This is a genomic window from Niveispirillum sp. FG148, from assembly GCF_057809655.1.
Genome location: NZ_JBMDKJ010000001.1, coordinates 143,666 through 156,843 on the forward strand (window position 1 = coordinate 143,666; position 13,178 = coordinate 156,843).

Annotated in this window: 9 protein-coding genes and 1 pseudogene; 6 read left to right on the plus strand and 4 right to left on the minus strand. The window is 65.6% G+C overall.

Annotated features, from left to right (window positions below; genetic code table 11):
- The first annotated feature begins 10 nt into the window (after positions 1 to 10).
- Together ACODTW_RS00640 and ACODTW_RS00645 are read left to right on the plus strand one after the other, a co-directional pair.
- Positions 11 to 3,268, plus strand: a complete 3,258-nt coding sequence (locus ACODTW_RS00640; protein WP_488943930.1) for an acetyl-CoA carboxylase family protein — start codon at positions 11 to 13, stop codon at positions 3,266 to 3,268.
- A 43-nt stretch (positions 3,269 to 3,311) separates the two neighbouring features.
- On the plus strand, positions 3,312 to 4,451 hold the full coding sequence (locus tag ACODTW_RS00645) for an acyl-CoA dehydrogenase family protein (RefSeq protein WP_488943931.1): 1,140 nt from the start codon (positions 3,312 to 3,314) through the stop codon (positions 4,449 to 4,451).
- Positions 4,452 to 4,520: 69 nt separating this feature from the next.
- Here the strand turns inward: ACODTW_RS00645 and ACODTW_RS00650 are convergent, their stop codons facing one another.
- The 4 genes from ACODTW_RS00650 to ACODTW_RS00665 all read right to left on the minus strand — a co-directional run bounded on the left by ACODTW_RS00650 (position 4,521) and on the right by ACODTW_RS00665 (position 10,351).
- A complete protein-coding gene (locus ACODTW_RS00650) occupies positions 4,521 to 6,686 on the minus strand; it encodes a TonB-dependent receptor (protein WP_488943932.1) in 2,166 nt (721 codons plus the stop codon).
- A 278-nt stretch (positions 6,687 to 6,964) separates the two neighbouring features.
- Positions 6,965 to 8,554, minus strand: coding sequence for a class I adenylate-forming enzyme family protein (locus ACODTW_RS00655; RefSeq protein ID WP_488943933.1), 1,590 nt, complete (start codon positions 8,552 to 8,554; stop codon positions 6,965 to 6,967).
- Positions 8,551 to 9,882, minus strand: coding sequence for an MFS transporter (locus ACODTW_RS00660; protein ID WP_488943934.1), 1,332 nt, complete (start codon positions 9,880 to 9,882; stop codon positions 8,551 to 8,553). The genes ACODTW_RS00655 and ACODTW_RS00660 overlap by 4 nt, the downstream gene beginning before the upstream one ends.
- Positions 9,869 to 10,351, minus strand: coding sequence for a MaoC family dehydratase (locus ACODTW_RS00665; RefSeq protein WP_488943935.1), 483 nt, complete (start codon positions 10,349 to 10,351; stop codon positions 9,869 to 9,871). Before ACODTW_RS00665 ends, ACODTW_RS00660 begins: the two co-directional genes overlap by 14 nt.
- Positions 10,352 to 10,451: 100 nt before the next feature.
- On the opposite strand from ACODTW_RS00665, the pseudogene ACODTW_RS00670 reads away from it, so the two are divergent.
- The 4 genes and pseudogenes from ACODTW_RS00670 to ACODTW_RS00685 form a co-directional block, all read left to right on the plus strand.
- A pseudogene (locus ACODTW_RS00670) lies at positions 10,452 to 10,652 on the plus strand (TetR/AcrR family transcriptional regulator); the annotation flags it as partial.
- Between the two features lie 9 nt (positions 10,653 to 10,661).
- Positions 10,662 to 11,192, plus strand: a complete 531-nt coding sequence (locus ACODTW_RS00675) for a hypothetical protein (RefSeq protein ID WP_488944182.1) — start codon at positions 10,662 to 10,664, stop codon at positions 11,190 to 11,192.
- Positions 11,189 to 12,019, plus strand: coding sequence for a M55 family metallopeptidase (locus ACODTW_RS00680; RefSeq protein ID WP_488943936.1), 831 nt, complete (start codon positions 11,189 to 11,191; stop codon positions 12,017 to 12,019). Before ACODTW_RS00675 ends, ACODTW_RS00680 begins: the two co-directional genes overlap by 4 nt.
- A complete protein-coding gene (locus ACODTW_RS00685; RefSeq protein ID WP_488943937.1) occupies positions 12,016 to 13,155 on the plus strand; it encodes a DSD1 family PLP-dependent enzyme in 1,140 nt (379 codons plus the stop codon). The genes ACODTW_RS00680 and ACODTW_RS00685 overlap by 4 nt, the downstream gene beginning before the upstream one ends.
- The last annotated feature ends 23 nt before the right edge of the window (positions 13,156 to 13,178 follow it).

The window sequence follows — 13,178 nt, forward strand, 5'->3', positions numbered from 1 at the left end:
GGAGAGACCAATGGAAAAGTTATTGGTGGCGAACCGGGGCGAGATTGCCATCCGGATTGCACGCGCCGCCAGGATGCTGGGGCAGACCACTGTCGCCATCCATGCGACCGACGAGGCGGACGCGCCCCATTGCCGCCATGCTGACGAAAGCTGGTCTTTGCCGGGACAGGGGCCAGCCGCCTATCTGGATATGGCGTCGATCATCGACGTCGCCATACGGACCGGGTGCAGGTCGGTCCATCCCGGCTATGGCTTCCTCAGCGAGAATGCCGCCTTTGCCCGGGCCTGTGCGGCATCCGGGCTGACCTTCATCGGTCCGTCGCCCGAAACGCTGGACCTGTTCGGCAACAAGATCGCCGCCCGTGCCTTGGCGATAGGGCTGGGTGTGCCCGTCGCTGCCGGTACCGATGGCCCGACATCGCTGGATCAGGCACATGCCTTTGCACTGGTGCAGGGGCCGGTCATGCTGAAGGCGGTGGCCGGCGGTGGCGGACGCGGCATGCGGGTCGTGCATGATCCGGCCGACCTGGAACAGGCCTACGCACGCTGTGCGTCGGAAGCCATGATGGCCTTCGGCAATGGCGACCTGTATGTGGAACGGCTGTTGCCGGCGGCCCGCCATATCGAGGTCCAGGTGGTCGGCGATGGTGACGGCCGGGTCAGCCATCTGTGGGAACGGGACTGCTCCATCCAGCGCCGCCACCAGAAGCTGGTCGAGATCGCGCCGGCGCCTGAACTGGCCCCCGCCCTTCGCCAGCGCCTGATCGACGCCTCCCTGACCCTGGCCCGTCATGTCGCCTACAAGGGCCTTGGCACATTCGAGTTTCTTGTGGCCGGTCCGGATTTCTGGTTCATCGAGGCCAACCCGCGGCTGCAGGTCGAACATACGATCAGCGAGGAAATCACAGGCGTCGATCTGGTCCAGACGCAGATCGCCATCGCCTTCGGGGCGTCGCTGTCCGACCTTGGTCTGCTGGAGCCCCCGGCCCCCAGGGGTTGGGCCATCCAGGCCCGTATCAATCTGGAAACCATGTGCGCCGACGGCACGGCGGTTCCCAGCGCGGGGCGCCTTGGCACCTATGAGCCGCCGTCGGGACCGAACGTGCGCGTGGACGGGATGGGCCATCCGGGCTACGCGACCAGCACACGGTACGACCCGCTGCTGGCCAAGCTGATCGTCCGCGGTCCCTCCTTCCCGGCGGCGGCCAGGGGCGTCGCCCAGGGGTTGCGGGAATTCCGGGTGGAGGGGGTGGAGACGAACATCCCCTTCATCGCCGGCATTCTGGAACATCCGCTGTTCCTGTCCGGGCGGTTCGACACGGGGTTTATCGCCGCGCATCTGGGCGAATTGTTGTCCGCCGCCGCCCGATGGCAGCCGGCACCCGGTCCGTCGCCGATCGACGGTGTCCCGCCAGTCATCGCGGAGGGGGCGACGGGCGTCCTGTCGCACGCGGACGCAGAGCCAGGGTTGACGGTGCGCGCCCCGATGGCGGGGATCATCATCCAGATCTCGGTCGGGGCTGGCGACCATGTACGGCCGGGGCAGCTGTTGCTGGTTCTGGAGGCCATGAAGATGGAACACCCGGTGGTGGCACCATGCGCGGGTATTGTTGCCGCGGTCCGGGTCGCGCGGGATGGGCAGGTGGCGGCCGGGGCATCGCTGATCCTGCTGCGGGCGGACGACGGTGCCACCCCACATGCCCCCGGACCGGCTGAAAAGGACGAGGTCGCCGACGGATGGCAGCCGGAGATTGCGGAGATCGAGCGTCGTCTTGCCATCGCCCGGGGTATGGGCGGGCCGGACAAGATCGCGCGCCAGCACGCGGCGGGCAAGCTGACAGCCCGCGAACGGATCGACCGCTTCGGCGATCCCGGCAGTTTTCTGGAAATCGGCGCCCTGACGGGCTTTGCCGATCAGGACGGAAGGCTGTCGCCCGCCAACTTCATCGGCGGCACGATCCGCGCCGATGGGCGCAAGCTGGTCATCGGTGTGGATGATTTCACCCTGCGGGCCGGATCGGGCGATGCAGCCATCCATGAGAAGCAGATCTTCATCGAACGGTATGCCGGCGAGATGCGCCTGCCCGTCGTGCGCCTGCTGGATGGTGCCAGCGGCGGCGGCAGCGTCACCATGGCGCTGGAACAGGGATTCCATTATCTGCCGGTCAACCCCGGATGGGACGCGGTGACAGACAACCTGTCCCTGGTCCCCGTCGCCGCTGCCTGCCTGGGGCCAACGGTCGGGCTGGGCGCGGCGCGGCTGGCCATGTCGCATTTTTCCGTCATGGTGGCGGGGATTGGTCAGATTTTCACGGCCGGCCCGCCCATCGTCCGGTCCGCGACGCGTGAGGATCTGTCGAAGGAGGAACTGGGCGGTACCGCGATCCATGCCGATAACGGCATGGTCGACCGCATCCTGCCCGACGAACCGGCCGCGTTCGATGCCATCCGGCGCTTCCTGTCCTACATGCCGTCCAGCGTGTTCGACCTGCCACCCTGTCAGGACAGTGCCGATCCCTGCGACCGGCGAGAGCCGGCCCTGGCCGCCGCCATCCCGCGCAACGATCGGCGCCCCTATGCCATCGCGCCCATCCTGCGGGCCATCTTCGATGAAGGGTCGCTGTTCCGCTTTGCCGACTATGGCGGGTCGACCGTCACTGCCCTGGCCCGGCTGGATGGCCGTCCCGTCGGCGTGCTGGCCACCGATCCGGAGAAGGGGGCGACCATGACGGCGCAAGGCGCCATGGCCGTCACCCGTCTGGTCGATCTGTGCCAGACCTTCCACCTGCCCATCGTCAGCCTGACCGACCAGGCGGGCATGTCGATCGGGGCAGCGGCGGAGCGGGCCGGCACCATCCGCTTTGGCGCCCGCGCCATCACCGCCCTTTATCAGGCGACTGTGCCCCAGGCGGAGATTATCCTGCGGCGCGTGTTCGGGGTCGGCGGGGCGGGCATCGTCAACCGTCACCGTGCCGGCCGAAGCTGGGCCTGGCCCTCGGCCCGCTGGGGATCAATCCCGCAGCAGGGGGGGATCGAGGCGGCGTTCAGGGCGGAACTGGACCGCGCGCCCGACCGTCGGGCCGCCATCGCCGCCATCGAACAGCAGCTTGAGGACATTGCCTCGCCCTTCCGCACGGCGGAACGGTTTGGGGTGCAGGACATTATCGACCCCAGGGAAACGCGGCCCCTGCTGTGCGACTGGGTGAAGGATGCCTACCGCCTGTTGCCGGAGCAACGGGGCCGGCCATCCTTCGGGACGCGGCCCTGACCACGCCCTGTCTTTCAAGATCAAGGAACAGACCATGGAAAGAATGGCGATTTTCAACGACGACCATGAAAGCTTTCGTGCCACCGTCCGCCGCTTCTGCGAAGACAGCGTGCTGCCCAATCAGGATGCCTGGATGGAAGGGCACCGGGTGCCGAAGGAAATCTGGCAGGAAGCGGGGGCGCTGGGCCTGCTCTGCGCCTGGTTGCCGGAGGAATATGGCGGCACCGGCACCGATATCCGCTTCGACATCGTGGTGTGCGAGGAACTGGCGCGGATCGGTGCCACGGGGGCCGGCTTTCCCCTGCATTCGCTGATCGTCGCGCCCTATATCCAGGAATTCGGCAGTGCGGCGCTGAAACAGCGGCTGTTGCCGGCCATGGTGGCGGGCACAAGGATCGGCGCCATCGCCATGACCGAACCCGGTGCCGGGTCTGACCTGGCCGGGATCAAGACGGTGGCGGTTCCCCATGGCGATGGCTGGCGGATCAATGGTCAGAAGACTTTCATCACCAACGGGCACAATGCCGATATCATCATTGTCGCCTGCCTGACCGATCCGGGAAAGGGTGCCCACGGCATCTCCCTGATCGTGGTGGAAGGGGATGCGCCGGGCTTTTCGCGCGGACGCAACCTGCGCAAGATGGGTCAGCATGCGCAGGACACGGCCGAACTGTTCTTCGACGATGTGATCGTGCCGGCTGACAATCTCCTGGGGCAGGCGGGCAAGGGCTTCATCCACATGATGGAGGGGCTGCCCCAGGAGCGGTTGATCGTCTCCATCCTCTGCCAGGGCAGGGCGGAGGCCGCACTGGCCCAAACCATCGCCTATACGGCGGACCGCCGGGCATTCGGCCAGCACATCATCGATTTCCAGAACACGCGCTTCAAGCTGGCGGAGATGGAGGCGCAGATCATGGCCGGACGGGCCTTCTGCGACCAGTTGCTGACGGCACGGCTGTCGAACCGGCTGACGGCTGTGGATGCGGCTGCCGGCAAGCTCTGGCATTCAGAGATGCTGGGCCGTGTCGTCGACGAATGCGTGCAGCTTCATGGCGGCTACGGCTATATGATGGAATATCCGATCGCCCGGGCCTTCGTGGACGCGCGCATCGAACGCATCTATGGCGGCACGTCAGAGATCATGAAGGAAGTCATCTCGCGGGATATCGTGAAACGCCTGTGACCGCGGTGGCTTCATAAAGACAAGATGAGGGCCCCCGCGACGCCGCGGGGGCCCGTTTTCATGGCGCTATCAGAACTGGAACGACAGCTCGACGCCGTAGGTACGGAGCGTGCCCAGAGCCTGGACCACCTGGCCGGAGAGAACCGCGCCTTCGAACTGGTTGATGGCGTAGGTTTCGTTGGTCAGATTGCGGCCCCAGAACGTGACCCGCCAGGCACCGCTTTCCGGACCGATGCCGGCTCGCGCGTTCAGCAGGGTCAGCCCCGGATCGTCAAACGTGTTGTTGGAGGCGAAGAAGATGCGGCTGCGATAGCTGACCTCGCCCCGCAAGTAGAATTCCAGATCGTTCACCAGCGGCCGGGTCCATTCGGCTGCGGCGCTGAAGGTGTGCGCTGGCGCCAGGGCCAGATGGTTGCCGGTGTAATCGGCCCCCTTCGCGGTGGCGTTGGGGTAGGAGGTGAAGGTGGCGTCGACATAGCCATAATTGACCGTCACCTGCAGCTCCTGCATCGGGATGGCGGTCAGTTCCAGTTCCACCCCCTTGCTTTCCACCTTGGCGGCATTGGCTGTCTGAAAGCGGGAAATGCCGCCGGCCGTGGTGACCAGCTGGTTCTGTTGCAGGTCACGGTAATCCATGAAGAAGGCGGCCGCATTGAAGCGCAGATGCCGGTCCAGGAACTCGCTTTTCAGGCCGACTTCGTAATTGTCCACATTCTCCGGCTTGTAGGACGCATCGTCGGTGGCCGTGATCGAATAGATGTTGAAGCCGCCTGACTTGTAGCCCTGGCTGTAGCTGGCATAGGTCAGCATGTCTTCCTGCGGCCGCCATTCCAGCGTCAGGGACGGGGACACCTTGTCCTCGTCCCCCTTGATCAGGCGGCGGGGGATCGATCCGGCAATGGCGCCATAGGGGTCGCCATCCTGCTTGAAATCGACCTTCTTCTCTTCATAGGTGTAACGCAGGCCGGCAGCGATGTTGACGCTGTCGGTCAGACGATAGGTGGCGCGGCCGAAGGCAGCATAGCTCTTGGTATTGACATCGGCATAGATGGAGACGGGCACCCGCTTGGGATAGATGCCAAGATCGGTGCCCACCTGCACCTTGGAGATGGTGTCCAGCTGCTGGTCGAAATAGAAGGCGCCGACCACATAGCTGAACCGATCGGCTGAATCACTGGCAAAGCGCACTTCCTGGGACAGCTGGCTCTGCTTTTCCTTGATGCCCGTGTCCAGCATGTCGAGAACGGTATAGTCATTCTCCTGGATATTATCCCATTTGTAGCCGCGGCCGGCCGTGATGGCCGTCAGCGTGCCCGGCTCTGCCCGCCAGTTCAGTTCGGCCGAGGCGCCATAGACATCGCGTTTCTGGGTCGTGTCGGTGGATTGGTTGACCGTGCGATCATAGGGATCGGCATCGGCCAGCGGGGTGCCGGCCATAACCCCGTTCTTCAGGATGTCGAAAGCGCCGGAATGGGTGCGGTCGCGCGATGCATCGGCGCGGAGCGTCACATCGACATCTCCGCCGGGATCATAGACCAGGGTCAGGCGCCCGCCGGACCCGTTGACATCGTCCAGATCGGTGCCCGTGGCCTTGTTATGGACCAGTCCGTCGCGCGTATCCAGGGATGCGGAGATGGAGGCGAAAAGCGTATCGGTCAGGGCCCCCGACGTGACGGCATTAGCGCGCGCGGCGCTGTAATTGCCGATGGACAGGCTGCCCGCCGTGCGAGCCTCTGCGGTGGGTTTGCGGGTAATGAAATTGACGGCGCCCGCCACTGTGTTGCGCCCGTACAGCGTGCCCTGCGGCCCGCGCAGCGCCTCGATCCGCTCCAGATCGAACAGGTTGGAATTGATGGTGGCCGCGCGGCCCATATAGACGCCATCGACATAGACGCCCACACTCTGATCCAGGCCTGGATTGTTCAGATCGGCGGAGATGCCGCGGATGGTGATGGAGGTGGTACGCAGATCCCGCGGCCCGATATAGACATTGGGCAGGGCGCTGGACGCATCCTCCAGCCGGCCGATGCCGGCATCCTTCAGATCGGTGCCCGTCAGCGCGCTGATGGATACGGCGGTGTCCTGCATGCTTTCAGCCCGGCGCTGGGCCGTGACCACAATTTCCTCCAGCACGACGCCGGACGTCTCCGTCTGCTGCGCCACGGCCGGCAGCGCGGCCTGGAAGGCAATCGCTGCGCAGGACAGGCCGACGCCGCGCATCACTCGCTTGTTCATTCGTAATCCCCCAGGAAATGACGGTGAAGCTCCCGACAGCGCGTCCGCCGGCACCGGGCCGGTCGGCGATGGTTGTTCCATCCGCGCCGTAGCCCTGATCGAATGCCGAACCGCGCCTCCAGTCAAGGAAAAATGAGTATGATCTCAATTTTATAAAATGACCGTGACGGTGGGCGTCTTTCGGCGGCGCGGTTGCGCGCAAAGGCAGGGTTCGTGCGGACATGACACGGCATCCGGCGCGCGGGTGGGGCGTGCCGGATGCCGTCGAAGGGGTCCCGTCAGCCGATCGTGAATGTGGCCAGGGCGCGCTGCTTCAACGATGCCTTGTCGATCTTGCCGATCGGCAGCAAGGGCAGCTCGTCCAGCAGGATGATTCGCTTGGGCAGCTTGTAATGGGCGAGCCGGTCGCGCAGGAACGCCTGTATCGCTGCCATTTCCACCGGGCCTGCGGCGGTGATATAGGCGATCCCGACTTCCTGCCAGACGGGGTCAGGGATGGCGACAATGGCGGCGTCGGTCACCCCGGGGCAGGCGCGCAGCACAGCCTCCACCTCCCGTGGATAGACGTTGTAGCCGCCGGATTTGTACATCTCCTTGATCCGGCCGACGATGCGGTACCGCCCATCGGGCCGCCGCACGGCCAGATCGCCCGTGCGGAAGAAGCCATCGGCCGTGAACGCTTCCGCCGTGGCGTCGGGCCGCCGCCAGTAGCGCAGGAAATTCAGCGGCGATCGCGCCTGGATCTCCCCCGGCGTGCCATCGGACACGGGCCGGTCATCCGCGTCGGCCAGCCGGATCTCCACACCGTCAAACGCGTGCCCGACCGAATGTGCCAGCAATTCGGCGTCGGTGACGGGTTCCAGCACCGTGATCGCACTGGTGGTTTCGGTCATGCCGTAATTGGTCGCCATCCGCGGCTGAATGGCCGCCAGCCGGTCGATGGTGGCCGCATCCATGCTGGCACCGCCCCAGACGATCAGCTGCACGGCCGAAAGATCCGTCGTCGCGAAACCGGGATGGTCCAGCAGCATCGGGAAGGTGCTGGGGACGGAGCCCCAGAGCGTGATCCGTTCCGCCTGCATCAGGCGCAGGCATTCGCCGGCATCGAACTTTTCCATGAAAATCAGCGTGCCGCCGGCCAGCAGGCAGGGCAGCGTGCAATCGGCCACACAGCCCACATGATTGATGGGGAAATAGTTGATGACGCGCAGCGGGTCCAGCGGCCAGATCTGATTCTGGCCCAGGCTGAACCGTGCCAATCCGTCATGATGCAGCAGCGCGCCCTTCGGCTTGCCGGTGGAACCGGAGGTGTAGACAATCAGGCAGGGATCGCGCCCACCGCAATCGGCCCGCGCTGTCGCCAGTTGCGCATCATCCACCCCCGCGCCGGCCGCCAGGAACGTCTCCAGCGCGATGGCCCCCGGCAGCGGCTCCTCTGCTTCATGCAGGACCAGATGCGTCACCGCGGGGCAGGCGGCGGCCAGGGCCGTCAGATCGACATCGTAGCGCCGGTCGCCGATCCGCTGTCGGCCCAGCAGCACCCGCGGTTCCGCATCGGTGACGACATAGCGCAGTTCGTCCAACTGATAGCGGGGGTTCAGCCCGACCCAGATGGCGCCGATGGAGGCTGCGGCCAGGAAATCGACGACATATTGGGGATTGGGCGGTTGCAAGGTGGCGACGCGGTCGCCCTTGCGTACGCCGGCCGCCAGCAGGGCACGGGCCAGTCGGTCAATCTGGGCGACCAGCGCGGCATAGCTGGTGGTGGCACCATCCAGCTTCATGGCGATGGCGTCGGGCTGCCTGTCGGCCTGCCAGGTCGCGTAATCGCTGATCCGGGGCAGCAGCGGGGGAAGGGGCAAGGTCATGTTGGTCCGGTTCCGGTCAGGTCTGGGGCGTCATTCGCGCCCGCGCGCAGCAGGAAAAGGGAGAGGCCGCCGAACAGGAAGGTCGCGGCCAGGATCAGCGGGGCCAGCCATCCGGCGATATCGCCGCCGGACAGTGACAGCAGCAGGCCCGTCACCAGCGGTGCCAGCGCCAGTCCCAGTTTTTCCGCCGCTGTCCACAGGCCCATCAGCGCCCCTTCCTCCGCCTCGCCTTTTCCGGCGCGGTCATGGATCAGGTGGCTGACCATGGTGTAGGGCAGTACCTGCTGCCCGGCGAAGGCAGGACCGGCCAGCACGAAGCCGGCCAGGATCAGCGGCCAGCCCGCCGCGAGCCAGACCCCGCCCGTAATCAGGATGCTGGCCAGCAGATAGGCCAGGATCGACGCCCGCAACACGGTGCGGTCGCCCCAACGTCGCCCGGCCCGTGCCAGCAGCGGTGCGGCCAGACTGGCGGCCAGCAGCATCAGGCCCAGGGCCGTGCCGATATCGCCCTCTCCACGGCCCAGGGGGCCGGTGATGAAGTAGGGTGTGGCCGATGACGGCAGGGATGCCGCCGTCAGCATCAGGACATAGGCGGCCAGCAGCCGGCGATAGGGCCGGTCGCGCCATGCCTGCCGGAAGGGAGGCAGGATGGAACGGCGCTGACCGCCCTGTCGCCTTGCCGGTCCGTCCCGTCCCGCCAGGAACAGAAGCGGGCACAGCATGAACAGGGCGCATGCCCCGCCGACCCACAACGCCATGCCGGCATAGCCGGCGCGACCGCCGCCAAAGGTCGCGACCAGAACCGGCGCCAGACCGGCCCCCACCAGTACCCCGATCATGACCACGGCCATGCGCCAGCCGACCAGCCGCGCCCGTTCATCGGCCTGGCTGGTGAATTCCGCCGGCAATGCTACATAGGGTACGGCAAAGAAGGCATAAAGGCCGACCAGCAGCAGATAGGCCAGGCCGACCCAGACGATCATCCAGGTGGATGGCAGGTCGGGTGGGGAGAACAGGCCCACAAAGGCCAATGCCGTGCCCAGGGCGCCCAGCAGCAGGAACGGACGCCGGCGGCCCCAGCGGCTGGTGGCACGGTCCGACCATCCGCCCACGAACGGGTCCCAGAACAGGGCCAGCGCCTTGGGCAGGAAGACCAGCAGGGCCGCGACGCCCGGCGCGATCATCAGGATCTGGGTGCAGAAATAGAGCAGGAGGACGGACGGCACGGTGGAAAAGATGCCGGTGCCCAGTGAACCGGCGGCGTAGAGGCCGATTTCCGCGCCTTTGATCACGGGTGATGCCGGCGGCATCGGATCAATCCGCGACATGCATCGACAGCCATTCCGCCACCAGGGCGGGCCGTTCCTGGCCTTCGATTTCCACTTCGCAGGCCATGACGGTCTGCCAGCGGCCCTGCTTGTCATAGCCGGCCTTCGCCACCTTGAAATGGCCGCGCACCCGCTCCCCACAGCGCACGGGCGCCACGAAGCGCAGCCGGTTGAAGCCGTAATTCAGGAAATGGCCAGCCTGGCGCTGTTCAGCTTCCGGCGCCGTCCCGGCCGCGTCGTGCAGCATGTGGGTCAGCAGCGCCAGGGTCAGGAACCCGAAGGAGATGGTGCCGCCATAGGGTCCGTTGGCCCGCGCCCATTCGGGATCGACATGCATCGGATCGGGGTCCAGGGTGGTCTGGCCGAACTGACTGATCATCTCCTGGGTGATGGTGATCCAGGCCGAAGGGCCCAGTTCGGCGCCCGGCATCAGGAAGCCGGGCCCGGCAATTGCGAGGGCATCGTTCATAACGGTCTCATTGTCGCTTGAATTTTTATGAGATTGGCCTCATTTATTTGGCGTGTCAATCACGAAGGATGCCGGAAAAGCGCGCCGGCAAAGATAAATTATGAACGTATCCTATATAGAGTACCTGGAATCCGCCTACCGTGATGACCCTCCAAAACAAAAAGGGCAGAGAACACGGGAAAGGATAAAGATTGCCACAGCGAAGGCCCTTGAGAAGAAGGGGTATCATGCGCTCCGTGTTGCGGACGTTACTGAGATTGCTGAGATTGCCGAGGGTTCCTTCTATATATACTTTAAAGACAAGACGGATGTGACCCTGACGGTCCTGACGGATTTGTTGAACAATTTTTTCAAGCTGGAGACCCCGCGGGAAGGGAGCAGCAGTCGTTCTGCGTTCCAGTCCATCCAGCTGGCCAATCGCCGCTGGGTTGCCGTGTGCCGGGCCAATGCGGGGCTGATGCGCTGCATCCTGCAGGTCGGGGACGAGGCGCCGGAATTCTCCCGCCTGTCCCAGGCGGCCAACAGCACCTGGTATCGCCGTATTGCCGAAGGCGTGCGCCGGCGCCGCGGGGAGGAGACGGGGAATGCCATGCTGGCCGCCTATTTCCTGGGCGGCATGATGGATGAACTGGTGCGGCGGCTGGTGATCTATCCCGACCCGGAACTGCATGAACTGCTGACCGGGCTGGGGATGGATGATGATGGGGTGGCCGACGCGGTCAGCCTGATCTGGCTGCGCGTGCTGCATCCCGACCAGCCGGCACCCGCGGACTTGCCTGCCGCCGTGGCGACATTCGCCGACTGGCTGGCCCCAACCCGGACAAGCCGGAAGCCGTCATGAGATTCTATATTTCAGCCGACATCGAAGGCATCTGCGGCGTCGTCAGCCGCGAGCATACGCGCCCCGGCGGGTTCGAATATGAAGCTGCGCGCGACTGGATGACCCGGAGCACCATCGCCGTGTGCGAGGCGGCGTACGCCGCCGGCGCCACGGAGGTGATTGTCAGCGACAGCCATGGCAACGGTCAGAATATCAAGATGGAGGCCTTGCCGGACTATGTGCAGCTTGTCCGGTCCTGGCCCCGGCCGCTGGGCATGATGCAGGGGATCGAGATCGGCCGCTTCGATGGCTGCTTCCTGGTCGGTTATCATGCCGGCGGCACCAACCCGAACGGCGTGCTGTCGCACACGATGAGCAGCGAATTCATCCACGAGATCCGCCTGAACGGTGCGGTGGCCAGTGAAGCGGTGATCAGCGCCGCCCTGGCCGGCGCCCATGGCGTGCCCGTGCTGATGGTTGCCAGCGACGATGTCGGTGTGGCGGAGACCAGGGGGCTGCTGGGTGACCATCTGGCCGGCGCCGTACTGAAACAGGCCTATGGCAGCTATTCCGCGTTGAACCCCGCGCTGTCGGTCGCGTTGGCGCGCCTGCGTGATGCGACAGCACAGGCTGTTTCCTTGGTCGGTCAGGCCCCCGTCTTCCGTATCGACGGGCCCATCGACCTGGATATCCGGTTGCGCACCCGCTTTGTGGCCGAATGGCTGTCCTATCTGCCGGAGGTGGCGCGGATCGACGCCTATACCATCCGTTACCGGGCGGCGGACATCCAGGCCGTGTCGCGCTTCCTGATGTTCCTGTCCTTCGCGCGCATGGCGACATCGCCATGACCGGCCCCGTCAATGCGGCGCTGATCGGGCAGGCGGGATCGCGGCACCGGTTGAACACCCCGGCCCTGGTTCTGGACCTGGACGGGTTCGAGGCCAACCTGCATGCCATGGCGGAAGCGGCCCGGCAGCAGGGTGTCGCCCTGCGTCCCCATGCCAAGACGCATAAAAGCGCGGAGATCGCGCGGCGGCAGCTGGCGGCCGGTGCCGTAGGCCAATGCTGCGCCAAGCTGGGGGAGGCGGAAGCGCTGGCCGGGCAGGGGATCGGCGGACTGCTGCTGACATCCCCCGTGGTCACGGAACAAGGCATCGAACGGCTGATAGGGCTGTTGCGCCGGGCGCCCGACACGATGATTGTCGCGGACCATCCGGACAATGTCGCGGCCCTGGCAGACGCGACGGCTGCCGCCGGATTGCGGCTGGGCATGCTGGTCGATCTGGATGTGGGCCAGCATCGGACGGGCGTGACCTCTGTGTCCGCAGGCCTTGATCTGGCCCGTCGCATCGCGGCGGCGCCGTCCCTGGAATTCCGGGGCGTGCAGGCCTATGCCGGTCATGCCATGCATGTGGCCGGATGGGCGGCGCGGCGGCAGGTGCTGGCCGATGCCCTGTCCCTGACAAAGGCGCTGCGCGACGCCCTGACGGCGGCCGGACTGGCGCCTTCGATCGTCACCGGCGGCGGCACGGGCAGTTTCGATATCGACCCGGCCTTCCGTGTGCTGACAGAGCTGCAGGTCGGTTCCTATATCTTCATGGACCGCGAATATGCCGATATCTGGACGGACAGGGCGGAGCCCGTGCCGTTTCAGACGGCTTTGTTCGTGCAGACGACGGTGATCAGCGCCAATGTCCCCGGCCAGTGCACGACTGATGCCGGCTGCAAGGCGTTTGCGACGGAGACGGGCGTGCCCGTCATCCTGGACGGTGCGCCGGCCGGCGCCCGTTACGCCTTTTTCGGGGATGAGCAGGGGCGCGTCAGCTTTGCCGATACCGCCCAGCACCTGTCCATCGGCGCTGTCCTGACCTGCATGACCCCGCATTGCGACCCGACGGTCAATCTCTATGACCATCTGCATGTCGTGCGCGGCGACATGCTGGTGGATATCTGGCCGGTGACGGGGCGCGGCCGCTCGCAATAGGCCACGCCCCCTCATGCTGTCCC